Origin of the sequence: Mycobacterium sp. JS623 (assembly GCF_000328565.1) — a bacterium.
In the GTDB taxonomy this organism is placed as follows: Bacteria; Actinomycetota; Actinomycetes; order Mycobacteriales; family Mycobacteriaceae; genus Mycobacterium.
Genome location: NC_019966.1, coordinates 3,450,014 through 3,472,814, shown reverse-complemented (window position 1 = coordinate 3,472,814; position 22,801 = coordinate 3,450,014). Strand labels below are relative to the sequence as shown.

Sequence of the window (22,801 nt, the reverse complement as noted above, 5' to 3'; positions counted from 1 at the left end):
ACGTATGTCAAAGTGTGCGCGACAGCACGGTCGAGCACCGCTCGGCGCCTCCGGAAGTGACGATGAGCTGCGATTGAAAGTGGACACGAAGATGAGACGTTTCGTGTCTCGTCCGGTTGAAGATTGCAACTTCGTCGGACATGTGCGAGCCTGCCGGGGTAGACCGGCACGATTACGTGTTATCGGCGGGATGCGCTGACTTCTCGTGCACCCGGGTGTGCGGTTGGACGGGGCCAGTCCTCTTGGGGCACCGTTGGACTCTGGGGACGTAGTTGATCGAGAATCGTTCGTAGCGGCGGCCAGTTGGCTCGGCCACGCCGGGTGACGGCGTATGCGGTGAGAATGGTGCTGGGATCCATCAGCGTGAGGATTGTGATCCCATTGCGCGTCGGGCGGTTGATCGGTAGCAGGCCGACCCCGTAACCATCGAGGATCAGATCTTCGACAAGGTCCAGGCTGTCGATTTGGTGGACGATACGCGGTGTGAAACCTGCCATCGCCGCGAGTGTGCGTACCGCATCTTCGTCAGCTGTGTTGCGCGAGTTGACAATCCACGTCGAGTCGGCGAACGCGCTGAGGTCGGCGATACTGTTCGTCGCGGTATCGGCCGGAACGCCCAGACCCCACGGCGTTGACCACAGCGGAATGGATTCGAGCACGGGGTCGGGGGAGGCGGGGGCGAGGTTGTAGTCGTAGGTGATCGCCAGGTCGAGGTCGTCATCGACCAGTAGCTCGAATGCCTCGCGTGGCTCATATTCATTGATCGCCACCTCGACGTGCGGATGGGTGGTGGCCAACTCGCGGACGATGGGCAGCAGCGAGACGCGGATGCCGGTCGCAAAACCCCCGACGCGTACGGTGCCCACTGGTTCGGCGTCTGGATCGAGATCGAGCCGTGCGGCATCGACGGCGGCCAGAATGGTCACCGCGTGATCGGCCAGCCGGCGCCCTGCTGGAGTGAGGCGTACCCGCCGGCCCTCCGGCTCGATCAACGGCTCGCCAGCCTCTCGGGCCAGCGCCGCAATCTGCTGTGACACGGTTGAGGTCGTCAACGCGAAGGCCTCTGCCACCTTGCGCATCGAACCCATGCGAGACAGGGCGAGCAGTAGCGCCAACCGCCGGGTGTCCACTAGACAATCTCTCCGTCTCTGGCGAATTCGCCATCATTCGCCATCTCACGTGAGATTTCGCCACGCGAAGTGAGACCCGACAACAGCAGCTGCAGGCGACGGGTGTCCATCCCAGAGATTGTTCATGATTCGTGAACGGTATGTCCAGAAAAATCAAGTGGACTTGAACGGTCGCCGTCCCGTTCAATGCAGGAATGGCCGCGACGCAAGCCCGCACCGGCGCCCTGATGGCAATGGGGTCGATGCTGTGCGTCCAGATCGGCCTCGCGATCGCCGTGACGCTGATCGACCGCATCGGCGTCGAGGGTGCGGCGTGGCTGCGCCTGGCATGGGCCGGCGTGTTGATGCTCGTCATCGTCCGGCCGCGGTTCGCGTCGTTTACCTGGGCCACCTTCCGGATGTGCGTGCTGCTCGGCGTGGTGACCGCGGCCGTCACGCTGCTCTTCATGGCCGCGGTCGATCGCATCCCACTCGGTACGGCCAGCGCGCTGGAATTCCTCGGCCCGCTCGGCGTCGCGGTGGCGCACGGCCATGGCAGCCACCGCTTTGTGTGGCCCGGCCTGGCTGCCGTCGGTGTCGTCCTGCTGACCGAGCCGTGGACAGGCACCGTCGACCCGATCGGTGTCGGGTTCGCACTCGGCGCGGCCGCCTGCTGGGCGGGCTACATCCTGCTCACCCAGCGCGCCGGCGATGAGGTCTCCGGTATCAACGCGCTTGCTGTCTCGATGCCCGTCGCCGGTCTGGTCGCGACCATCGTCGTCGGTCCTGCAGTGCTGCCCCGGATCACACCGGACATCCTTCTCATCGGCATCGGGCTGGCGATCCTGCTGCCGGTGGTGCCGTTCGCGTTGGAGCTCATGGCGTTGAGGCGGCTGACCACCGCCGCGTTCGGCACATTGATGGCTCTCGAGCCCGCATTCGCGATGATTGTCGGACTCATCGTGTTGCACCAGATCCCCGGCCCGGCGGGCACCGTCGGCATCTGCTTCGTGGTAGCCGCAGGCATTGGTGCAGCCCGCACCGGTGCCCGCACGCAGCCGGTGCCCGCCGAGGTCGGCTGACATAGGCTGGGCCTCATGGCATCTGGAATCTTCGATACGCCCATCGTCGGAATCGTCAACAAACTGTTCGTCTCTTTGATCGACGCGCCCGTCGTAGGGCCCGTCGTGCGTCGCGGCCTGATCAACATCCGCTACGTCGGACGTCGTTCGGGCAAGACGATTCAGACGCCGGTCGGCTACCAGCGCTCTGGCGACGGCATCGTCATCAACGTGATGTCGCCCGACAACAAGACGTGGTGGCGCAACTTCCGCGGTGAAGGCGGCCCGATCACGCTGCTCAAGCTCGACGGCCAAGACCGCACGGGCCACGCGATTGCCAGCAGGGACGAGAAGGGCCGCGTCAAGGTCGCAGTCCAGCTCGACTAACCCTCGATTCGCTTCCGCCGGTAGAGCGTTCCCACGGCCAACAGGAGCAGGCTGATGCCGAGGATCGCGGTCGCGAGCACGTTGATCTGCGGCGGCACCGCGGCCTTGACGGCCGCATTCACATACAGCGGGTAGGTCACCGTCGAGCCGCTGACGAAGTACGTGATGATGAAGTCGTCGAGCGACAACGCGAACGACAACATGCCGGCGGCCACAATGCCCGGAACGATCAGCGGCAGAGTCACTTTGAAGAAGGTGCGGGCCGGGCTGGCGCCGAGGTCCATGGACGCATCCTCGAGCGTCCAGTCGAAACCCCGCATCCTGGCGCGCACCGTCATCGCGATGAAGCTGATCTCGAACGCGATGTGCGAGATGACGATGGTCGTGTATCCGGCCGCCCAGCCGAAATCGAGGAACAAGGTCAACAGCGCCGCACCCATCACGACCTCGGGAGCGGTGAGCGGGATCACCAAGAATGTGTCCACCGCGGTCTGGCCGCGGAAGCGTTGGCGCACAAGAGCGATCGCCACCAACGAGCCCAGCACCAACGCGACCGCCGTCGACACCGCCGCCACGTTCAACGACAGCTTCAACGCGTCGGTCAACGGCGGGTACTTGAACGGGTCCGCCCAGTTCTTCAGCGTGAAGCCCTGCCACGAGTAGTTGAACTTGCCTTTCGGGTCGTTGAACGAGAACAACACGATCACAAAGATCGGCAGGAACAGGTAGAGCAGGACGAGGCCCGCAACGATGCGCAGAAGCACGTCGCCCCACTTCGGGGTGCCCTTGACCTTTTTCGGCTCTGCCGTGCCGACCTCGGCCATTGCCTGAGTCGTCATACCAGATCCTCCGTGCCGAGCGCCCTGGTGTAGAGCAGCACGCCGACCAGGATGATCAACATCAACACCATGCTGAGCGCCGCTGCGGCCGGATAGTCTTTGACCACAAGGAACTGCTTCTGAATGACGTTGCCAATCATGGTCGTTTGCGTGCTACCAAGATAGTCGGCGTTGATGAAGTCACCCGACGCGGGGATGAACACCAACAGGCTGCCCGCCAACACACCCGGCATCGACAACGGCAGGATCACCTTCGCGAAACTGCGCCGATTCGTCGAGTACAGGTCCTTTGACGCCTCGATGAGCCGCGGGTCGATTTTCTCCAGGCTGACGTACAGCGGCAGGATCATGAAGATGATCCAGTTGTAGGTCAGGCCGCCGATAACCGCCCAGCTCGTCGACAGCAGCCGTCCTTCACCGGGCAGCAGCCCCACTGATCCGAGCGCCTGGACCACCCAACCGTCGTCAGCCAGAATGGTTTTCCACGCGATGGTGCGGATCAGGAACGTCACGAAAAACGGCAAAATCACCAATCCAAGAATCAGGTTCTTGTAACGCCCTGCCTTGAATGCGATCACGTACGCCAGCGGAAACGCCAACAGCAGACACAGCAATGTCGCGGTGATCGCGTACACGAACGACCGGATGATTTGGTCCTGGTAGTGGCTGAACGCCTGCAGATAGTTCCCGAAGTCCCAATTGAACTCCAACGTCGGCAGATACACCGAGCCGCCCGAGGACGAAAGCGACGTGCGCGCCAGCGAATAGAACGGCACCACGAAGAAGATCCCGAGGTACACCAGCGCGGGCAGGATCATCAAGTACGGGGCGATCTTGCTCCGCTGTCTATTGCTGGCGGCTGCACCTGCCATCGATCAGCCGCCGGTGACCGTGGCGTAGGCGTCGTTGTACTGCTTGGTCTGCTCGTCGGTGAGTGCGGGCCAGCCCTTCAGCTTGGCCAGCGTCTCCTTCGACGGGTTGATCAGCGGATTGGATGCCAGCTTCGGATCTATCTTGTTCAACTCGTCGGTCATGTCAGACAGCACGGGCACGTACTGGGTGTGGGCGACGAGCTTGGCGTAGTTCGGCCGGTCGTAGACGTAGTTGATCCACGCCTCGGCTGCCTTTTGGTTCTGCGTGGTGTAAGGAATCACCATCGTGTCGACGAACGTGGTCCCGCCTGCCTCCGGGACGACGAAATGGAGGTCGGGATTGTCGGCCTGCAATTGGACGACATCGCCCGAATACGCTTGGGCGATAGCGACATTGCCGGACGCCAGGTCGTCGGCGTAGTCGTTGCCGGTGAACCGGCGGATCTGGCCCTTTTCCTTCTGCTGCTTGACCAAGTCGATTGCCTTCTGGACGGTCTCCATGCTCGAGTTCTCGATGGAGTTGCCCTGCGACATCATGATCATGCCGAGGCCGTCCTGGGCGTCGGAGAACAGGCTGACCCGACCCTTGAACGCGGGATCCCACAGGTCCTCGATCTTGGTGATGTCGCGCTTGGTGGCGGCCCTGTTGTAGGCCAGCCCGACCATGCCCGACATGTACGGCGCGCTGAACTTGCGGCCCGGATCCACGCTCGCCTCGAGAAGATCCTGGCGAATGTTCTTCTTGTTCGGGATATCACCCAGGTCGTTGAGCCAGCCGAGGCCATGCAGCCGCACGGCCATGAACGTCGTCGGCACCGCCAGATCGGCGCCGATGTCCTGCTTGCGCGACAACGGTTCCTTCACCTTCGCGAACCACTGCTCGTTGTCGTTGAAGTCTTCCTTGTAGTCCACCGTGATGCCGGTGGACTTCTGGAACTCGGCGACAAAGCCGTCGGCCATGTACAACGGCCAGTTGGAGATGCGCAGCGTGCCGCTTGCCGGACCCGATTGCGTCGACGTGGTGCCGCTGGCGGACTTGTTGTCCGAGCTACACGCGGCCACGAACGAACCGCCGACGGCCAGCGCAACAGCGGCTGCGGCCCCGCCGCCGATGAAGCGCCGGCGCGACGTTCGGTTGGCAACAAGGCGATTGAGGACCTGGGGATCAAACTCGTTGGGGGGCATGACGACTGTGCCTTTCGATGAAGGGGGAGGGGGACTGACTACAGCCAACGCTTACGAGTCGTCGAGCATCTCCTCGAGATCCTCGGTGGTCGGGATGTCGGCGGCCGGTAATACCAGCGACGCGTCGGGGGCCCAGCCAACGTGCACCTCGTCGCCCGGGCGCAACATCGGCAGATCTTGTTCGGCGCCGATGTGCGCGATGATCGTCGACTCGTCGGCAGCGGCCAGTGAGAGCCGCACCACCGGACCCTGGAACGTCAGATCGCTGACCGTCGCACGCACAGTGGCGACGTCACCGGTGGGCGCATCCATCGAAACCCGCACGCGCTCCGGCCGAACCATCAACGTCGCCTGGCCGCCCGGCTCGATAGTTGTGTCACCCGGACGCGCCTTCAGCGTCGTCCCGAGCACCTCGACCTCGACGAAGTCCCGGTTGGCGCGGCCGGTCTGCTTACCGGCCCACAGGTTGGCCTGTCCGATGAAGCTCGCGACGAACACCGTCGACGGGCGGTCATAAATCTCGGTGGGCGTGCCGATCTGATCGACGTTGCCGGCGTTCATCACCGCGATCCGGTCGCTCATCGTCAGCGCTTCCTCTTGATCGTGGGTCACGTAGATGAACGTGATTCCGACCTCGCGCTGAATGCGCTTGAGTTCGAACTGCATGACCTGGCGCAGCTTGAGGTCAAGGGCGCCGAGCGGTTCGTCGAGCAGCAGCGCGCTGGGGTAGTTCACCAGCGCCCGGGCCAGCGCCACCCGCTGCTGCTGGCCACCGGAGAGCTGGGCGGGCCTGCGCTGGGCGAAGTCGGTCAGCCGCACGATCTCCAGTAGCTCGTCGACCCGCTTTTTGACTTCGGCTTTGTCCTTCTTCTGACTGCGCGGTCCATACGCGACGTTGTCCCACACCGTCATGTGGGGGAACAGCGCGTAGTGCTGGAACACCGTGTTGACGTTGCGCTTGTGCGGCGGCACGCGCGATACGTCGGAGCCTTCCAGCCGGATCGCACCTTCGGTGGGCGTCTCGAACCCGGCGATCATCCGCAGCGTCGTGGTCTTCCCGCAGCCCGACGGGCCGAGCATCGAGAAGAACTCACCCGATGCGATGGAGAAGTCGGCTTCGGCCACCGCGACGTAATCGCCGAAGCGCTTCGTGACATGGTCGATCTCGATGACTGGGCCGCCCTTGGGGCGGGTGGTCCCGTCGGAACCCGCCGCTTGCTCGACGGGTGTGGTGTGTATGCCGGTCAGGGCGAATCCTCCTCAAGACACAGCTGTGAAGCTGTGGGTAAACCATCGCGGATCGGGCGGTCCTGCGCAAGCGATTCCGCAACGAATTTACATTTTTACAATGGAATCCTTCGTCGTACGCGCTCCAGACCGAGAAAATCCGCCGAATGGGGCGTCGTTGGCCACGCCTGGCTACTGGCAGCAGGCTGGAGGTGGCTGAGACGGCTGCTCTCAGTCTCCCAGCCTCCGTGGCTCCGATCAGTGGAAACGCGGACGCCGTTTACCCGGCTGCTGCCTCCGGGTAGTGCTGTGGAATGGCAAAGGTTGACGTCGCGGTTTCGTCGGATCTGACTCCGGAACGGGCATGGGCACTGGCGTCGGATCTGCGGCGCTTCGACGAATGGCTGACCATCTTCGCCGGCTGGCGTAGCGAGGTCCCGCCGCAGATCGAAGTGGGTACCTGCGTGTCGTCGTGCGTGAAGGTCAAGGGTTTCCGCAACACCGTGCACTGGCGTGTCACCCGCTACGACGAACCCAAACTGATCGAGATCGTGGGCAGGGGCAGACCCGGTATCCGGATCGCGCTGACACTCTGCGTGCGCGACGACAAACCGGGATCCACCTTTGCGGTCGTCGCCGACTTGTCCGGCGGTCTGCTCAGCACTCCGGTCGGCCGGCTCGTCGCTAAGGTGCTGGAATCCGATGTGCGCAAGTCCGTGGAGAATCTCGCCGCACTCGGTTAACCCCATTCGTGGTTCATGGCACGGGATTCGTAGCGCGCCTCAACGGATTCGATAGCGCTCCGCCGCGGACGCGAGAACGCGATCAGCACCATCGCCAGTGCCGCGGTGACCGCGCCGCCGACAAAGATCGCGACGAAGCTGCTCTCCATCGGCACGCCGTGACTGGTCCGGCCAAGCAATACCGCGACCATGGCCGCGGCCAGTGAGCTGCCCACGGTCCGCGCGATTGCGTTCATGCTCGTCGCCACACCGGTTTCACCCGCGTCGACCTCCGCGACGACGAGCGCGGGCAGCGCGCCGTATCCCAGGGCGATGTAGGCGTTTGCCAGAATGCTGGCCACGATGATCTGCCACGGCGCCTGATGAGCCAGCGCGATGAACAAGAAGCCCGCGATGCCTGCCACTGCTGCGGTAATGAGGACTGGTCTGGCTCCGTATCGGTCGATGAAGCGGCCGCTGACCAGCGCCACCAGAAAGCCGGTGACCGCTCCGGGTAGCAGGTAGACGACACTGGCCTCGAGCACCGTCGCGCCCAAGCCGTAACCCGCTGCGGCATGCGGTATTTGGACGAACTGCGTCAGCCCCAGGAACGCGAAGTACAGCCCCATCCCGACGAATATCGTCGCGAGGTTGGTCAGCATGATCGGCCGTCGGGTCATCATCTCGGTGGACACCAGCGGTTGCTTGGCCCGTCGTTCCCACAGCCACCACGCGGCAAGGATCGCCAGGCCGCACACCGCGCACGCCAGCGTTGCCGGTGACGTCCAGCCCCACGAGTGGCCCTGAGTGATCGCCAGCAGCACGGCCGACAGACCTGCTGCCAACCCGGCGGCGCCCAGCCAGTCGATGGTCCCTGTCGAGCTGCGCTGGCGGGCTGGCACAACGAGCATGGCGATCGCGATGACGACGACGGTGAACGCCGTCGTCAGCCAGAACACGCGGTGGTATCCGGCGTGTCCGCTCATGAGCAGGCCGACCACTACGAGTCCGGTGCCGCCGCCGAAGCCCAGCGTTCCCGACAGCACCGACATCGCCGAGCCCATCCGCTCCTCGGGTAGTTCCTCACGCAGGATCGCGATGCTGATCGGGTAGAGCCCGTACGACGCGGCCTGCAGCACACGCGCGACGATCAGCAGCGCCAGCGATGTGGTGGTGGCCGCCAGCACCGAGCCCGCGAGCACGACGACGAGCACGGTGAGCAGGATGCGTTTCTTGGGGTGAAGGTCGGCTAGCCGGCCAATCAGTGGGGTGGCCGCGGCCGCGGCCAGAAGGTTGGCGGTGACGGCCCAACTGACAGCCACCATCGACACGTTGAGTTGATGGCCGATGATGCCGAGCACGGGAACCACGGCGGTCTGCAGCACCGCGACAGTCAGGACGACGATGCTGAGCCCCGCGATCAACAGGCCGGGCCGAACGTGACTGCCGAGCCGGGACCGCGCTTCGGTCTCGACCACGGCCCGCTCCGATCGTTAGCTCATCTTCGGTTCTCTCGATTATGGACCGAGGGCCAAAAGCGTCTTCACCCGAGCATGCGGAAGCGCAGGGGAGCGGTGGCCATCGCGGCCGATCATGTCGTCGTTGACCACGAGCGCGTTGAGCACTGCCTCCTCGACGGCCTGCACGACCGCGGTGTAGAGGTCGTCCATCCGGCCCCACGGCATGAACGTGAGCGTGCCGAACTCGTCGTCACGGACTGGCCCAACCGGGAACGCGCTGGCCAGGCCAGGCGCCTCCGCTGTGGAGAAGGCCAGGAAGATGTCGCCGGAGAAGTGGCTGCCTGCCGTCCCGGTGCGGGCCAGGCCCAACGGAACGCGCCGAGCCAGGGCCTTGCACTGGCCGGGCAGCAGCGGCGCGTCGGTGGCCACGATCGCGATGACCGAACCCGCGCCGGGCGGCGGCTTCAGCCCCAGGTCGACCTCGAACCAGTCGTCAGCCAGCGGATTGTCGTCGAGCAGTTCCCGGCCCAAATGCCTTCCGGCAATAGTCAATTCGCCACGTGAGCCGAAGTTCGCCTGCACGAACGCTCCGACGGTGAAGGTCCGTCGCCCATAGCCGACCCGCCGGGATGCTGTCCCGTTGCCGCCCTTGAACTCATAACAGTTCATCCCGGTGCCACCGCCGACCGATCCTTCGGCCACCGGGCCCGCGGTCGCCGCGTCGAGCGCCGCCTCGACGTGTTCGGGCCGGACGTGACCACCATTGATGTCGTTCAGGTAGCCGTCCCACGTCTCCGCGCACACTGGCAGTAGCCACTGCTTAGCGAGCCGCGGGTTGATCCGGTTGACCCAGCTGACGACACCGGTGTGGCAGGCGCCGACGGCATGCGTATTCGACAGCGCCACAGGCAAATTGAACGATCCCGCTTCGTCGATCCAAGTGGTGCCGGTCATCTCGCCGTTGCCGTTCAGCGAAAACCAGCCGGCCGCGCACGGCTGCCCGACGCCATCACGGCCGCGGGGAAGGATCGCGGTGACGCCGGTGCGCACCGACGGGCCCTCGATCAACGTCGTCGCGCCGACTTCGATCCCATCGACGTCGGTGATCGCGTTGAGCGGGCCGGGCTGCCCTGGCAGGTCAATGCCGAGCCCGCGCGCCCGCGGCCGGCCATCGGTGGTGTGGGTGATGGTCACCGGTCAATCCTGCCAACACACATGATCGAATGGACCGATGAGCGCATTGACCGAGCCGACATTCGCCGGCCACCGACCTGCCTCCGCCGGCGACCTTTCCGTCGAGACGCACGGCATCGCGCCAATCCCGCAGAACCAGCGCTACGGGTCGCCTGCCCGGCTCTTCACGGTGTGGTTCGCGCCCCAAGTCAACATGACCGGCGTATTCACCGGCGCGCTGGCGATCGTGCTGGGGCTGGGCTTCTGGCTGGGTCTGCTGGCGATGGTGATCGGCACCGTTCTCGGTTCGCTCGTCGTCGGATACCTGTCGACCTGGGGGCCGCGCACGGGCACCGGCCAGCTGCCCAACTCGCGGATGGCCTTTGGCGGCGGGGTCGTGCTGCCCGCCGTGCTGCAATGGCTCGGCACGATCGCGTGGGACGCGCTGGTCGGCCTGTTCGGCGGGCAGGCGCTGTCATTACTGCTCGGCATTCCGTTCTGGCTTGCGGTGTTGATCGTGCTCGGCGTGCAGGCTGTGGCCGGCTTCTTCGGCTACGAGGTGATCCACCGGATGCAGGCCGTGCTGACCGTCGTGCTGTTCACGACGTTTGTGGTGTTCGCGCTGAAACTCGTTGCCGGACAACAGATCGTCACACCCGCCAGCGTTGCCGGCGCAGACCTCGCGGGCGCGTTTGTCTTCGAGGTGACCATCGCGTTCAGCCTGGCCGTGTCGTGGGCCAGCTACGCCGCCGACTTCAGCCGCTACCTGCCCGCCGACTCGTCGCGCGCCAGGGTGTTCGGCTTTACCTTCGCCGGAATTGTGTTGGCATACACCTTTATTCAGGGCATCGGTGTCGCGGCGGGCAACATGGTTTCGGAGCAGACGGCCGAGGGTGTGCGAACAGTGATGGGCGGCGGTCTGCTAGGGGGGCTGGCTCTTCTGATCATCGCGCTGGCGTCGATTGGTTCTGGCGTGATGAACGACTACAGCGGCTCGCTGGCGCTGCAGACGATCGGCGTCCGAGTTCGGCGGCCGGTGTCGGCCGTGATCGTCGCAGCGCTGGCCTACCCGCTCATCCTGTGGCTGAACGCCGCGGACACCGCGACCCGATTCCAGAACGTGCTGTTGTTGGTGAGCTACTGGATCCCAGGCTTCGTCGCAGTGGTCGCTATCGACTGGCGGTTGCGCGTTCACGGCCGGGCGACCATCAACCCGGCCGAGGAATCAACCGACCGGCGTGATGCGGTCGCGGCCGTGGTCGCCTTCGTGCTCGCCTACGCCGTGGCGATCCCGTTCATGAACACGGCACCCCTATTCGAGGGACCGATCGCGAAGGCATGGCACGGCGCCGACGTCGCTTACTTCGTCAATCTGCTGGTGGCGGCGGTGTTGTACGGCGGTTATCGGCTGGTTCGGTCGCGGTCTCACTCGTCGAGGTGATGAAGTCGTCGATCAGGTCCACCACTTCGGCGGGCCGCTCGACTTGCGGGAAGTGACCGACACCCTCGAGGACCTCCACTCGGCTTTCCGGCCGGACGTCATGGGCCGCATAAGCATGGGCGACGGGGATGATCTGGTCCTGATCGCCCCAGATCGCCATGATGGGCAACTCAGAGGCCACATGCAGTCGGTTGAGCGCGCTGACCGCTTGGCCGCGGTAATCGACCACCGACCGTAGCGTCCGCAAAAACGCTTGGCGGGTCTGTGGGTCCGCGAAAGACGAGTAGGCGCTCCACATTTCGGCGCCGCGGGGTGACTGGATTCCGAAGGAACGGGCCCATGCGCGCAGCTTGTTGCCGACCTTGAGCACCGGCGGCGGCGCGATGATCGGCATGATCAATTCGGCTCCCGGCGCCGACAACAGCCGCAACGTCCAACCGACATCGGGGCCAAGTCCGCCGCTACTGATGAGCACCAACCGCTGGCAGTAATCCGGGTGCTGATACACGAACTGCATGGCCACGCCGCCACCGAGCGATTGACCGACGATGGTTGCGCGCGTGACGCCCAGTTCATCGAGCAGGTCGCGCAACCACACCGCGAATGCACCAAGCGAGTAGTCACCCCGCGGCTTGTCCGACTGACCATGACCGAGCAGGTCGGGCGCCACGACCCGGTACTTCTTGGCCAATGCAGGGATCATCGCCCGCCACGTGTCCGAGCTTCCCGCCATGCCGTGAATCAGCAATATGGTCTCGCCGGTGCCCGCGTCCCGGTATGCGATGCGGTCTCCGTGCAGTTCCAGGTACTTGAGTTCAGCAGTCACCGATTCCCCCTAACGATCCTGGCCATTGTTCCCGACACCAACGGCCGTCAAACCGGGAGCGTAAAGCCAGGTCGGCCGATAGCCGCGCCGTTCGTAGGGGCGGATCGCGTCGGTGTTACCGGGCAGCGCACCGAGGATCAGGTCACAGCCAACCTCGGTCACCACGCCACGCTAGATGTGCTTGACGCCGTCCGCCACCGCATGCAGCTTGTCCGGATTCGCCACGTTGTGCACGGTGGCGATGCGACCGTCGGCGTCCAGGTCGACGGTGAGTGTGGCGATGACGCGACCGGCGCCGGTCAACAGGATGCCCGGCCCGCCGTTGATATCGACGACTTGGGCTGCCATATCGGCGATTTCGACGCCCTCATAGGGCCGTGTGCTTGCACCGGCGATCCAGCGTGCGACGTTGTCGATACCGATGATGGGCCGCATCGCCTGGCGGACCTTGCCTCCGCCGTCGGTCCATAGCGTGACCTCCGGTGCGAGCAACTCCATCAGTTCGTTGATGTCGCCGCCCGTGATGGCCGCGAAGAACCGCTCGGTGGCTTCGCGCTTCTTGACGCGGTCGGTCCGGAACCGAGGTCGGCGCGCAAGCACGTGTTCGCGGGCGCGGTGAGCGGCTTGGCGCACCGCGGATTCGGAACGCTCAACAGCCTCACCAATCTCGGCGTAGCTGAAGGCGAACACTTCCTTGAGCACGAAGACCGCGCGCTCCAAGGGGCTGAGCGTCTCCAGAACGACGAGCATCGCCATCGAAACCGATTCGGCGGTGGCGACGTCCTCGGCGGCGTCGGCCTGCGTGAGGATCGGCTCGGGAAGCCATGGCCCCACATAGGTTTCGCGTTGATGACGCGTGGACCGAAGCCGTTCCATCGACAAGTTCGACACAATGCGCGCGAGGTAAGCCTTCGGATCGGTGACCTGTGAGCGGTCGTCCGCCGACCACTTGAACCAGGCGTCCTGCACAACGTCCTCGGCATCCGCGGCCGAGCCGAGGATTCGGTACGCGACCGAGAACAACAGGGTCCTGTGGTCGGCGAACGTCTGCTGGTCGGCGTTCATCGGTTGGTCCGGCCGCCACGCCGCCAGGTCGCCGCCCCCAGCGCGGGCAGCACCTTGAGCAGACGGTATGTGGTCCACGGACTGGAACTCACCGTCTCTTTGTACGCGACGGCGAACCGGCCGGCCAAGTAGAACCGCCCTGGAGTGTCGTCGGCGTGGGTGAACTGGATGACGCCGTCGTTGCGGCCGAGACTGACGGGCTGATGGACATAGCCGAAGCGGAACTGCTTGGGCTGCTTGCCTTTCAGCTCACGCGCGATCGAAGCCGCCGCATGCAGCGCAGTCGGGATACCGCTCTGACAGGTGCCGTGAATGACGCCGTAGCCCTGATGGATCGCGGCGGCGTCACCGACCGCATAGACGTTCGGATGTGACACCGACCGCAGCGCCCCGTCGGTGATGATGCGGCCGCGGTCGTCGACGTCGAATCCGGCGGCCGCCGCGAGCGGGGACACCCGGACGCCCGTGGTCCACAGCACTGCCTGCGCGTCGACCACTTCGCCGTCGTCCAGCGCGACACCATCGGACATCACCTTGACGATGTCGACGCCTGCACGCACCCGCACACCAAGCCGCTTCAGACCCGCGTGTAACCGGGCCCGCGCCTTGTCGCCCATCATCGAACCCGGCACCTGACGGCTCAGCAGCACAACGTCGAGTTCGGGATGCTGCTCGGCGATCTCGGCTGCCGACTCGATGCCGGTGAGTCCACCGCCCGCCACTACCACGGTGCCGTCGGGAAGGCGGTTCAGGTGTTCGGCGAGCAGTGTCGCGTCCTGCGCGCTGTTCAAGGAGTAGGCGAATTCGTCAACTCCCGGAACAGTCTCGGTGTCGGCGACGCTGCCGAGCGCGTAGACAAGGGTGTCGTAGGGCAGCGGGTAGGCATCGTCGATACCGACGGTCTGCGCGTCGGCGTCTACGCCCGTCACCCAGCCCTGGACGAAGTCGACGCCGGTGCCCTCGAGCTGGTCGGGGATCTCCAGGTCTGCCAGGGTCTGGCCGGACGCAGTCTGATGCAAGCGCAGACGTTCGGTGAACCGGGTCTGCGGGTTGACGAGCGTGATGTGAACGTCGTCGCGACCCTTCAAACGACCCACCAGCCCGGCGGTGGCGGCCATCCCGGTGTACCCGGCGCCCAGAATCAGGATCTCGGTCATCGTTCCGCCTTTCGTGTCGGTTGATACACACCAGACGCGAGCGGCGCCGCGATTCGTGACATCGGCTTTGGGGTAAATTCCCGCATGCGTTCAAAGACACTGGTCAGCACCGTTGCGGCCACGTTCATCACGGCACTGGTAGGCGGTCTGGCAAGCCGGCCCGCGGAGTCGACGTGGTACGCCGGGCTGAAGAAGCCGAGCTTCCAACCGCCGCGTCAGGCCTTTCCCATCGTGTGGCCCGTGCTCTATGCGGACATCGCTGCCGTATCAGCCTCCGTGCTGGACGACCTCGGCACCGAGGATCGCGGGCAGGCCCGCACCTATGCAGGCCTGTTGGCCGTCAACCTTGTGCTCAACGCCGGGTGGACATGGCTCTTCTTCACGCGGCGTCAACTCGCCGCGTCGGCCATCGCGGCGGCCGCGCTGACTGCGAGCAGTGCGGATCTCACGCGACGGGCCGTCGCGGCGTCTGGCCCGCGGGCCGGTGTCCTCGCCGCCTATCCCGCGTGGTGTGCATTCGCGACGTTGCTGTCCACCCGCATCTGGCAGCTGAATCGCTCTGGGTAATCCCACCACGCTGGCCGAATTAGCTGCGACGATTGAGATGCGACCTGCTGTCGCGCGGCGGTGGTCGCACCGACTCGCGTGGGAGGTGCGGATCGATGGCCCGAATGTGTTTCGCGTACATCTTCTCTGAGTCGTCATGACGGTCATCTTCCTCACCGGCGACGTGATGACTGGCCGTGCGATCGATCAACTGTTGCCACACCCGGGTGATCCGACCCTGCACGAATCCGTGGTTTCCGATGCGCGAAAATACATTTCGCTCGCCGAGCAGGTGAACGGTCCGATCCCGACACCGATCGATTTCTCATGGCCATGGGGCGAAGCTTTGGAGATCGTCGACTGGTTCGCTCCCGACGTCCGACTACTCAACCTGGAAACCAGCATCACCGCGCGGGGTGAATTCGCCCGCGGAAAGGTGGTGCATTATCGGATGCATCCGGACAACATCGGCTGTCTGACCGCGATCCGGCCCGATGTCTGCGCCCTGGCCAACAACCACATCCTCGATTTCGGATATCAGGGTCTTCGTGACACCCTGAAAACCCTCGACTTCGCCGGAATACACAGTGCTGGTGCGGGTTTGGATGCTGATGCTGCCGAGCGCCCCGTGGTCGTCGGACGGGTCGTCATCGCGTCGTGTGGCATGAATTCGAGCGGTATTCCACCGGAGTGGGCCGCGACGGCACGCCGCCCGGGGGTCGCGTATGTGCCGGATATGACGGACCGCAGCGCCGACATGATTGCTCGTCGAGTGACCGCCGTGAAGGGCCCCGACGGCATCGGGGTGGTGTCGGTGCATTGGGGCTCGAATTGGGGCTACGCCGTGGACAACGCGCAGATTCGCTTCGCGCACAGGCTGATTGACGCAGGTGTCGACCTGGTGCACGGCCATTCCTCGCACCACCCCAGGCCAATCGAGGCGTATCGCGGAAAACTGATCCTGTACGGATGCGGGGACACCATCGACGACTACGAAGGCATCCGAACGTACGAGGCATACCGGCATGAGCTGCGACTCCTGCACTTTGTATCGATCGAATCCACAGACATCGTCTTGCGCATGATGCCCATGCGCATGCGGCGAATGCGACTCGAGCGCGCGCCTGAGCAGGATGCCGCGTGGTTGCACGCCAATGTGGCAGAGATGAGCCGCAGTTTCGGAACGCGCGTCGAGGCCGAGGCCGACGGCGTACTGCGGGTCGCTGGGTAGCGAGAAAAGCGTTGGCAGGGATGACGTCGCGGCTGCTAGCGTCCCGGATACCGTGACGTCGATCGAGGAGGTGAGACCCATGAACGCAGTACCGAGGTGGGTGCTCCTTGTTTCTCCACGGTTGGGCGACTGACGGAGGTGTCGCCAGGAGTGCCTCGATAACAAGGCAATCCCGAAAGGCAGCACCTATGCAATTCACTTCACAGACGTCGTCGAACGGTGTCATCGAACGAGGTTTCATCCTGGGCGAGATCACAGGCGTGATCTGGTCATCCGCATCCGGTTCGGATGGGGCGCCCGTGATGCTGATGGGTCATGGCGGCGGCCTGCACAAGAAGGCGCCGGGAGTGGTGGCCCGCGCCCACCATTGCGTGAGCACCTGTGGTTTCACCGTGGCAATCATCGACGCGCCCGGGCACGGTGAGCGGCCGCGAAACGCCGAGGACAAGCGGTGGGTCGCGGCGCTGCGGCACGCTCGCTCGACACGTCAGCCGATCGACCCGATCGTCGTCGAGTTCAATGCGTCACTGGCCGAGCGCGCCGTGCCGGAATGGCAGGCGACCATTGACGCTCTGCAGGCGCTGCCCGAGATCGGTGCCAGGTCCCCGATCGGCTACATCGGGATGACGTTGGCCACCGCGATCGGGATTCCGTTGACAGCGATCGAACCTCGAATCACCGCAGCGGTCTTCGGCGCGATGTTCACATCTGACGCGCTAGTTTCGGCGGCCAACCGGATCAGGATCCCGATTGAGTACTTGTTGCCGTGGGATGACGAGGAAATCGCCCGACACGACGGTCTCGCGTTGTTCGACGCCTTCGCCTCGGAGGAGAAGATGTTGCGCGCCTTTCCGAGCGGGCACCGTCAAGTGCCCGGCTACGTGCTCGAGAGTTCGCTCGGCTTCTTTGCCCGACATCTCCGCGGAGCTACAGGGTGACCTCCAGGCCTAGCCCATCATAGAGGGAATGGCTTTACGAATGGCTAGTAAAATACTATACGATCGTAAAGCTGAACCTCGAGGAGCTGGCGATGGCAACAGCGGCGTTGGAGACGACCGACACCCGGACGCGACTGATCGAGGTCGCCGTCGCCCTGTTCACCCGCAATAGCTTCGCGGGCACGTCCCTGCAGATGATCGCCGACGAACTCGGGTTCACGAAAGCGGCTATCTACCACCATTTTCGGACTCGCGAGCAACTGCTGGCGGCCGTCCTGGAGCCGATCCTCGATGAGCTGCGAATCGTCGTCGAGTCTGCCGAAGCGAAGCGCACTGCTCACTCGCGGGCGGAACACATGTTGAGCGGCTACGCCGCGTTGACTGTCCGGAACAGGGGACTTGTCGCCGTGCTTGCCGCCGATCCGAGCGTCGCGGCGGTGCTGGCCGAGCGCGCCGAATGGGGCGGCCTGATCAAGCGACAGCTGGCCCTGCTGGCCGACGTTGAGCCGGGACCGGGCGGAGAGGTCCGGGCGGCCATGGTCTTCGCCGGGATGGCTGGCGCGACGGGGGCGAACCTAGATGACGACGTGCTGCGCGCCCATCTCGTCCATGCGGGTCGTCGCACGCTTGGTCTGCGCACGCCTCGGCGCACATGAGGCCAAACATGAATGATTCAACTGATTCGGAAAGGAAGACATCTTTATGAAGACTGCTGTCGTGACGGGAGGCGGTTCGGGCATTGGCCGCGCAGTGGCCGAACGGCTGCGGGCCAACGGCTACCACGTGGCCACCATTGACCTGAACCCGTCCGATGAGGAGTTCGCACAGACCGCGGATGTGACCGATCGTGCCCAGGTGGAGCAGGCATTGACGGCGATCCGCGCGCAGCTCGGTCCGGTCACGATCCTGGTCAACGCGGCCGGCCTGGACGGCTTCAAGCGGTTCACCGACATCACCCTCGACGAATGGCAGAGGGTGGTCGACGTGAACCTGAACGGGGTATTCCACTGCATTCAAGCGGTCCTGCCCGACATGATCGACGCGGGCTGGGGCCGGATCGTCAATATCTCCTCGTCGAGTACGCATTCGGGCACGCCCTACATGTCGCATTACGTCGCCGCGAAGTCGGCGGTCAACGGGTTGACCAAGTCGCTGGCCCTGGAGTACGGACCGGCTGGAGTCACCGTAAACGCGGTCCCGCCGGGCTTCATCGATACGCCGATGCTGCGTAACGCGGAATCCCTCGGAAGGCTCGGCAATGTGCAGGCGACGATTGAGGCCACCCCGGTCCGCCGGATGGGGAGGCCCGAAGACATCGCTGCCGCATGCGCTTTCCTCATTTCCGATGAGGCCGGCTACATCACTGGGCAGATCCTGGGCGTCAACGGCGGCCGCAACACCTAGCCTATTTGCCGCTGTGCGACGATGATCGGATGTCAACGGAACCGGCGCACTTCACGCTGACGGAGGGTGGCGCGTTCGTGCCGACGCCGTTCGCGCAAAGCCATTGGGGCGACGATCATCTCAATGGGCCCGCGGTTGTCGGGTTGGCCGCTCGGGCGCTCGAAAATCATTGTGGATCACCGGATTTTATGCCTACTCGATTCACCGCAGATCTGTTTCGGGCAGCGCGCAATGCGGCTACGACGATCGACGTGCGAGTGGTCCGCGACGGAAGACGCGTGCGCAGCGCGGAATGCGATTTGGTTCAGGACGGTCGCACGGTGACTCGGGCCACGCTGGTGCAGTACCGCCGCTCGATGGCACCGCCCGGCCGGGAGTGGAGTGCGCCGATCTCACTCATACAGCCGCCATCACCGGACGATTCGATACTGCCGTTTGTCGGAAGCGATGAAGTTGGCTGGACGCGGTCGCCTGCGGCACATCAGAATGACTCCAGGAAGCGATTCTTCAACGACGGCATCAAAGTGCTTGCGGGGGAGAAGAACTCTCCGTTTGTTCGCGCCGTGATGATCGCCGAGGCGACGAGTCTGGTGACCAATCTGGGGACGCAAGGCATCGGCTATATCAACGGTGACCTGACGGCGGCCTTCTCCCGGTTGCCCGTTGACGACTGGATCACCGTCCAAGGCGATTCGCACTGGACGTCAGATGGGATTTCGGTCGGCACGGCGACGCTGTTCGACTCGCAAGGTGCATTCGGCTCGGGAATGGTCACCGCGGTGGCCAATCCGGCTGCGCAGATCGACTTTTCGGGCCAGTCGACACCGCTCAAGGGTCTCAACTACGAATAGCAGGCCCGCTCAGCACCAGCCTCCACAATGGAAGCCCTTGCGGCCGTCCCCAGGTTTGGCTGAGTTGGTGCCTGATGGTTGTTGCTTGGATGGCGCCACACTGATCGGCGCGCGGGTCACGTCGATGCTCGGACCTTGGCTCGGGTCTGCCGGCCCCGTCCAGTACGGCTCGTTGTACGACGGCGCAGAACCGGTGTTCTCCGGCGGCGGAGGTGGCGGGGGAGGCGGCGGTGGCGGCGGAGGCGGGGGCAGGTTGATCGGCGCGGGCGGAGCACTGCTGAGGGCGGGCTGGGTCGTTGAAGGGTGCGGCGCGACGGACGTCGACGGGGCAGGACCCGTGGCGGAGCTGTCAGGCCATGTGAGCAGGACGATCGGCACGACCACCGCAGCAGCGGCGACCACGACCAACCCGACTCGTCCCTGTTTGGTGCGATACCACGGCGGCGGGGGAGCCCGGAACGTCAACGTGCTGGTATCTGATGCGCGCAGCTGGCCGTTTACCGTCCACGTGTTTACCGTCGGCGTCGAGGCACGGCGGACAGGCGGCGCGGGAACCGGAGGAGCTATCTCGGGCGGGGCAACGTCGGGTTCCTCGGGGACATGAACGACCGGCCCACCGCGCGGCGGGGTGGGCGCTTCCTCTACGAACGTGGGCTCAGCGAGTTGACCACCGAACCACCCGTCGTGGTCATAAGGGTCGGTTTGCCGGTGATCGAAGCCCCAATCCGGCGGGGCCTCGCGTTCAGTCACCTCTCGATGCTAGCGCTGACGTGCGAGGCGGTGGCAAATCAGCCGAGGTCAACGGCTTTCGCCGCGGTCTGGATGCCGTGGCTAATCGGCATCTCGCGGGAGATTGGGGCAGCAGGCCCGGTCGATTGCCTCAGTTCGGACCCTCGCTGATCGGCCGCGGCGTACATTTTTTGGCGCTGAACTGCCCCATCGATCAAGGAGCGGGGATGGGTTACGACACGTGTGTCGGTCGAGTCGGCGCATTAGCTGTCGCGCTCGGGGTCGGATGGGCGGTAGCCACTACGCCTGCAGTCGCCTTCGCGGAGCCAGCAGACTCGGGTCCTTCGTCGGCCTCGACTAGTGCGGCGGATACCTCGTCCGCGTCGTCGGCGGCGAAGAAGCCGGCCCCGTCGAGTCCATCGACAGAATCCGACAGCGCGGCCTCGGAAAAAACGTCGACGGCCGAGTCGCATACAGCGGCCGACGATTCGGGCCCCACAATCAAGACGTCCTCCGATGATGACGAGCTCCCGACCACGCCGGCAGCGGAATCGCCAAAACGAGGTACCAGCAAGGCGCTCAAGGCGGCAACACGAAGCGCATCGACAGCAACCTCGACATTTTCTGTGCCGCAAGCGAATCTGACTAGCAACGCCGCAAACCTGCAGTCGCCGAGTGCGCTTCGAACGACGCACTCAACGCCGAGCACCGAAGTGCACGCCGTCGCCAGCGCTGCACCGGTGACGCCGTCATCGCCAATCACCGCGACGGTCAACTCAATCGAAACGAGTGCGCCGCAGCAGCATCCGGCGTTCAGTGGGCCGCTGGCACCGTTGAACATCGTCACGAGCGTCGTCTCGTCTCTGTTTGGGTGGGCCGGGCTGGGACCGTCGATGACAGCCAGTCCCGTCGCACCGATTCACGAGCCCGCGCTGTGGACGCTGTTGGCGTTTGCGCGCCGTGAGATCGAGCAGACACTGCTCGGCTTCTCGCCGGTAGCCGCCCCACACGTCCCCGCGCTGACCGTTGGCGGGCCGAACTTGCTAGTGAATCCTGGCGCTGAACTCGGTGACCCGTCGTTGTCGGGATACAGCTCGGTGACAGTGCCAGGCTGGACCGTGACCGGCACACCGACAGTCATTGAATACGGCACTCTGCGCCGCTTTCCGTGGCCGACATCCTCCCCGGGCCCGACATTCCCCGCGTTCCTCGGATTCCCCAGCGCGGCGTGCGCACCACCCGATGGTGGCAATCAATTCTTCGGCGGTGGACCAGTCGCCACTTCCACGCTCAGCCAGACCGTGAACCTCAGTGCCGCGGCGGCCGAGATCGACGGTGGCGCAGTGCCTTACACGCTCGGCGGCGACCTCGGCGGGTTCACCATCGACCCGTCCGCTGCCTCGGTCCGCGTCGAGTTCCTCAATGCCAGCGGAGCCACCCTCGGCACCGGAAGCATCCGGCCGGTCGGCGTGCTCGATCGATTCTTCCTCACCGGCTTCATTGACCGCGAAACCACGGGCACCATCCCGGTGGGCACCCGCACTGCGCGTGTGGTGGTGACGCTCGAGGACTGCAACCCGGTACTAGGCAACTACAACAACGCCTACGCCGACAACCTCTCGTTCACGGTCGGTGCTGCAGGCCTGGCTCCCGCGCCGCTCACGCGACCGGCATCGAGCGTCAAGCCGCTCGATCACGTGTTCATGGTCTACATGGAGAACAAGGGCTTCACTGACATCGTCGGCAGCCCCAACGCCCCGTACCTAAACGGTCTCATCGACACCTACGGACTCGCGTCGAACTACTACGCACTCACGCACCCGAGCGATCCGAACTACTACCCGATCCTGGGTGGTTCAGACTTCGGCATCAACTACAACTGCCCCGCGAACTGCTTTGACCAACCCAACCTTGCCGACAACATCGAGCTGGCGCACAAGACCTGGGCTGGGTACATGGAGGGTGGCGGCGGCTACAGCACACCTACCGACCGGCTGCCCTTCCTGGCCTACAGCGACATTTACAACGATCCGACCCGGGTGAACAGCCACTTGTTCGATCTATCAGAGATGGCAGGCGATCTCGTCGTCCCCAACACCGCTCCCAATTTCGCGTGGTTCGCCGCCGATGACGCGACCAACATGGAAGGTCCCACCAATACCCTCACCGGCATAGTCCAATGGGCCCTGAGCCAGTTGACCCCGAAATTCCTTGGCGGACACCAATACAACGTCGCGGCAGGCGACGCATGGCTCAACGAGACGCTGCCCATCATCATGGACTCCAACACGTGGAATGACCCCACCCAGAAGAGCGCGATCTTCCTGACATTCGACGAGGACTACAACAACCTGTCGTTGGGCATCGGCAACCAAGGCAACCACATCGTCACAGTCGTCATCCCGTCGCCGGGTGCCGTCGCCAGCGGGATGCGTGGTGGCGCGTTCGTCGCCGATGATCGCTATGACCACTACAGCCTGCTGCGCACCATCGAGGATTCTCTCGGACTCCCGCCGCTGACCAACAACGACCGCTACGCGCAACCCATGAACGAATTCTGGACGTAGACACCCGACGT

At 64.5% G+C, this 22,801-nt stretch carries 24 protein-coding genes; 11 read left to right on the top strand and 13 right to left on the bottom strand.

Translation table 11 applies throughout. The features are described 5' to 3' along the window. Positions 1 to 179: 179 nt before the first annotated feature. Positions 180 to 1,130, bottom strand: coding sequence for a LysR family transcriptional regulator (locus MYCSM_RS17035; RefSeq protein WP_015307407.1), 951 nt, complete (start codon positions 1,128 to 1,130; stop codon positions 180 to 182). A 194-nt stretch (positions 1,131 to 1,324) separates the two neighbouring features. Between MYCSM_RS17035 and MYCSM_RS17030 the strand changes: the two genes are divergently transcribed. Both MYCSM_RS17030 and MYCSM_RS17025 read left to right on the top strand, forming a co-directional pair. Further along, positions 1,325 to 2,191 carry an EamA family transporter gene (locus tag MYCSM_RS17030; RefSeq protein WP_015307406.1) on the top strand — a complete coding sequence of 289 codons (867 nt, stop codon included), beginning with the start codon at positions 1,325 to 1,327 and terminating at the stop codon, positions 2,189 to 2,191. A gap of 15 nt (positions 2,192 to 2,206) precedes the next feature. Further along, on the top strand, positions 2,207 to 2,557 hold the full coding sequence (locus MYCSM_RS17025) for a DUF385 domain-containing protein (RefSeq protein ID WP_015307405.1): 351 nt from the start codon (positions 2,207 to 2,209) through the stop codon (positions 2,555 to 2,557). Here MYCSM_RS17025 and MYCSM_RS17020 read toward each other — a convergent pair. Genes MYCSM_RS17020 through MYCSM_RS17005 form a run of 4 tightly spaced genes read right to left on the bottom strand, consistent with a single transcriptional unit; the run spans position 2,554 to position 6,533 of the window. Next, entirely contained in the window at positions 2,554 to 3,396 is an 843-nt protein-coding gene (locus MYCSM_RS17020) for an ABC transporter permease (RefSeq protein ID WP_015307404.1), read from the bottom strand. The genes MYCSM_RS17025 and MYCSM_RS17020 overlap by 4 nt on opposite strands. Further along, entirely contained in the window at positions 3,393 to 4,268 is an 876-nt protein-coding gene (locus MYCSM_RS17015) for an ABC transporter permease (RefSeq protein WP_015307403.1), read from the bottom strand. The genes MYCSM_RS17020 and MYCSM_RS17015 overlap by 4 nt, the downstream gene beginning before the upstream one ends. A 3-nt stretch (positions 4,269 to 4,271) precedes the next feature. Continuing rightward, on the bottom strand, positions 4,272 to 5,453 hold the full coding sequence (locus MYCSM_RS17010; protein WP_015307402.1) for a polyamine ABC transporter substrate-binding protein: 1,182 nt from the start codon (positions 5,451 to 5,453) through the stop codon (positions 4,272 to 4,274). Positions 5,454 to 5,504: 51 nt separating this feature from the next. Continuing rightward, positions 5,505 to 6,533 carry an ABC transporter ATP-binding protein gene (locus MYCSM_RS17005; protein WP_442928535.1) on the bottom strand — a complete coding sequence of 343 codons (1,029 nt, stop codon included), beginning with the start codon at positions 6,531 to 6,533 and terminating at the stop codon, positions 5,505 to 5,507. A 461-nt stretch (positions 6,534 to 6,994) separates the two neighbouring features. On the opposite strand from MYCSM_RS17005, the gene MYCSM_RS17000 reads away from it, so the two are divergent. Next, a complete protein-coding gene (locus tag MYCSM_RS17000; protein WP_015307401.1) occupies positions 6,995 to 7,423 on the top strand; it encodes a type II toxin-antitoxin system Rv0910 family toxin in 429 nt (142 codons plus the stop codon). Here the strand turns inward: MYCSM_RS17000 and MYCSM_RS16995 are convergent. Both MYCSM_RS16995 and MYCSM_RS16990 read right to left on the bottom strand, forming a co-directional pair. Continuing rightward, positions 7,420 to 8,880, bottom strand: a complete 1,461-nt coding sequence (locus tag MYCSM_RS16995) for an MFS transporter (RefSeq protein ID WP_015307400.1) — start codon at positions 8,878 to 8,880, stop codon at positions 7,420 to 7,422. The genes MYCSM_RS17000 and MYCSM_RS16995 overlap by 4 nt on opposite strands. A 39-nt stretch (positions 8,881 to 8,919) precedes the next feature. Next, complete coding sequence (locus tag MYCSM_RS16990; protein ID WP_015307399.1) at positions 8,920 to 10,056, bottom strand: DmpA family aminopeptidase; 1,137 nt, start codon at positions 10,054 to 10,056, stop codon at positions 8,920 to 8,922. A gap of 37 nt (positions 10,057 to 10,093) precedes the next feature. On the opposite strand from MYCSM_RS16990, the gene MYCSM_RS16985 reads away from it, so the two are divergent. Next, a complete protein-coding gene (locus tag MYCSM_RS16985) occupies positions 10,094 to 11,476 on the top strand; it encodes a purine-cytosine permease family protein (protein ID WP_015307398.1) in 1,383 nt (460 codons plus the stop codon). Here MYCSM_RS16985 and MYCSM_RS16980 read toward each other — a convergent pair. From MYCSM_RS16980 to MYCSM_RS16970, 4 genes are read right to left on the bottom strand one after another with little or no spacing between them, the layout of a single operon-like run. Further along, entirely contained in the window at positions 11,403 to 12,302 is a 900-nt protein-coding gene (locus MYCSM_RS16980) for an alpha/beta fold hydrolase (protein WP_015307397.1), read from the bottom strand. The genes MYCSM_RS16985 and MYCSM_RS16980 overlap by 74 nt on opposite strands. A gap of 9 nt (positions 12,303 to 12,311) precedes the next feature. Continuing rightward, positions 12,312 to 12,464 carry a hypothetical protein gene (locus tag MYCSM_RS37225; protein WP_157681341.1) on the bottom strand — a complete coding sequence of 51 codons (153 nt, stop codon included), beginning with the start codon at positions 12,462 to 12,464 and terminating at the stop codon, positions 12,312 to 12,314. Positions 12,465 to 12,473: 9 nt separating this feature from the next. After that, entirely contained in the window at positions 12,474 to 13,367 is an 894-nt protein-coding gene (locus MYCSM_RS16975) for an RNA polymerase sigma-70 factor (RefSeq protein ID WP_015307396.1), read from the bottom strand. Next, complete coding sequence (locus MYCSM_RS16970) at positions 13,364 to 14,524, bottom strand: NAD(P)/FAD-dependent oxidoreductase (RefSeq protein ID WP_015307395.1); 1,161 nt, start codon at positions 14,522 to 14,524, stop codon at positions 13,364 to 13,366. Before MYCSM_RS16970 ends, MYCSM_RS16975 begins: the two co-directional genes overlap by 4 nt. Before the next feature lie 84 nt (positions 14,525 to 14,608). On the opposite strand from MYCSM_RS16970, the gene MYCSM_RS16965 reads away from it, so the two are divergent. The 6 genes from MYCSM_RS16965 to MYCSM_RS16940 all read left to right on the top strand — a co-directional run bounded on the left by MYCSM_RS16965 (position 14,609) and on the right by MYCSM_RS16940 (position 19,494). After that, entirely contained in the window at positions 14,609 to 15,091 is a 483-nt protein-coding gene (locus MYCSM_RS16965) for a TspO/MBR family protein (RefSeq protein ID WP_015307394.1), read from the top strand. A gap of 136 nt (positions 15,092 to 15,227) precedes the next feature. Next, complete coding sequence (locus MYCSM_RS16960) at positions 15,228 to 16,301, top strand: CapA family protein (protein ID WP_015307393.1); 1,074 nt, start codon at positions 15,228 to 15,230, stop codon at positions 16,299 to 16,301. Positions 16,302 to 16,489: 188 nt separating this feature from the next. Next, positions 16,490 to 17,239: a hypothetical protein gene (locus tag MYCSM_RS16955; RefSeq protein WP_015307392.1), complete on the top strand. Its 750-nt coding sequence runs from the start codon at positions 16,490 to 16,492 to the stop codon at positions 17,237 to 17,239. A gap of 92 nt (positions 17,240 to 17,331) precedes the next feature. Then, on the top strand, positions 17,332 to 17,895 hold the full coding sequence (locus MYCSM_RS16950) for a TetR/AcrR family transcriptional regulator (protein ID WP_015307391.1): 564 nt from the start codon (positions 17,332 to 17,334) through the stop codon (positions 17,893 to 17,895). A gap of 46 nt (positions 17,896 to 17,941) precedes the next feature. Next, on the top strand, positions 17,942 to 18,643 hold the full coding sequence (locus MYCSM_RS16945) for an SDR family NAD(P)-dependent oxidoreductase (RefSeq protein ID WP_015307390.1): 702 nt from the start codon (positions 17,942 to 17,944) through the stop codon (positions 18,641 to 18,643). Between the two features lie 29 nt (positions 18,644 to 18,672). Beyond that, positions 18,673 to 19,494: an acyl-CoA thioesterase domain-containing protein gene (locus MYCSM_RS16940; protein WP_015307389.1), complete on the top strand. Its 822-nt coding sequence runs from the start codon at positions 18,673 to 18,675 to the stop codon at positions 19,492 to 19,494. 9 nt (positions 19,495 to 19,503) lie between these two features. On the opposite strand, the gene MYCSM_RS36020 is transcribed toward MYCSM_RS16940, so the two are convergent. Next, positions 19,504 to 20,244 (bottom strand): hypothetical protein, encoded by a 741-nt coding sequence (locus MYCSM_RS36020; protein WP_015307388.1) that lies wholly within the window; start codon positions 20,242 to 20,244, stop codon positions 19,504 to 19,506. Positions 20,245 to 20,455: 211 nt separating this feature from the next. Next, the gene (locus MYCSM_RS16925) at positions 20,456 to 21,070 is read right to left on the bottom strand and encodes a hypothetical protein (RefSeq protein ID WP_157681340.1); all 615 of its coding nucleotides are present in this window, start codon (positions 21,068 to 21,070) and stop codon (positions 20,456 to 20,458) included. A 46-nt stretch (positions 21,071 to 21,116) separates the two neighbouring features. Here MYCSM_RS16925 and MYCSM_RS16920 point away from each other — a divergent pair, with 46 nt between their 5' ends. Then, positions 21,117 to 22,790, top strand: coding sequence for an alkaline phosphatase family protein (locus tag MYCSM_RS16920; protein WP_083906408.1), 1,674 nt, complete (start codon positions 21,117 to 21,119; stop codon positions 22,788 to 22,790). The last annotated feature ends 11 nt before the right edge of the window (positions 22,791 to 22,801 follow it).

Bases quoted from the DNA above. Each gene is read 5' to 3' on its own strand.
- MYCSM_RS17010 (WP_015307402.1), bottom strand. From the start codon at position 5,453: ATGCCCCCCAACGAGTTTGATCCCCAGGTCCTCAATCGCCTTGTTGCC.
- MYCSM_RS17025 (WP_015307405.1), top strand. From the start codon at position 2,207: ATGGCATCTGGAATCTTCGATACGCCCATCGTCGGAATCGTCAACAAA.
- MYCSM_RS17015 (WP_015307403.1), bottom strand. From the start codon at position 4,268: ATGGCAGGTGCAGCCGCCAGCAATAGACAGCGGAGCAAGATCGCCCCG.
- MYCSM_RS16960 (WP_015307393.1), top strand. From the start codon at position 15,228: ATGACGGTCATCTTCCTCACCGGCGACGTGATGACTGGCCGTGCGATC.
- MYCSM_RS16940 (WP_015307389.1), top strand. From the start codon at position 18,673: ATGTCAACGGAACCGGCGCACTTCACGCTGACGGAGGGTGGCGCGTTC.
- MYCSM_RS17020 (WP_015307404.1), bottom strand. From the start codon at position 3,396: ATGACGACTCAGGCAATGGCCGAGGTCGGCACGGCAGAGCCGAAAAAG.
- MYCSM_RS16965 (WP_015307394.1), top strand. From the start codon at position 14,609: ATGCGTTCAAAGACACTGGTCAGCACCGTTGCGGCCACGTTCATCACG.
- MYCSM_RS17030 (WP_015307406.1), top strand. From the start codon at position 1,325: ATGGCCGCGACGCAAGCCCGCACCGGCGCCCTGATGGCAATGGGGTCG.
- MYCSM_RS16985 (WP_015307398.1), top strand. From the start codon at position 10,094: ATGAGCGCATTGACCGAGCCGACATTCGCCGGCCACCGACCTGCCTCC.
- MYCSM_RS17005 (WP_442928535.1), bottom strand. From the start codon at position 6,533: ATGCTCGGCCCGTCGGGCTGCGGGAAGACCACGACGCTGCGGATGATC.
- MYCSM_RS16920 (WP_083906408.1), top strand. From the start codon at position 21,117: ATGACAGCCAGTCCCGTCGCACCGATTCACGAGCCCGCGCTGTGGACG.
- MYCSM_RS16955 (WP_015307392.1), top strand. From the start codon at position 16,490: ATGCAATTCACTTCACAGACGTCGTCGAACGGTGTCATCGAACGAGGT.
- MYCSM_RS16945 (WP_015307390.1), top strand. From the start codon at position 17,942: ATGAAGACTGCTGTCGTGACGGGAGGCGGTTCGGGCATTGGCCGCGCA.
- MYCSM_RS16950 (WP_015307391.1), top strand. From the start codon at position 17,332: ATGGCAACAGCGGCGTTGGAGACGACCGACACCCGGACGCGACTGATC.
- MYCSM_RS16975 (WP_015307396.1), bottom strand. From the start codon at position 13,367: ATGAACGCCGACCAGCAGACGTTCGCCGACCACAGGACCCTGTTGTTC.
- MYCSM_RS17000 (WP_015307401.1), top strand. From the start codon at position 6,995: ATGGCAAAGGTTGACGTCGCGGTTTCGTCGGATCTGACTCCGGAACGG.
- MYCSM_RS16970 (WP_015307395.1), bottom strand. From the start codon at position 14,524: ATGACCGAGATCCTGATTCTGGGCGCCGGGTACACCGGGATGGCCGCC.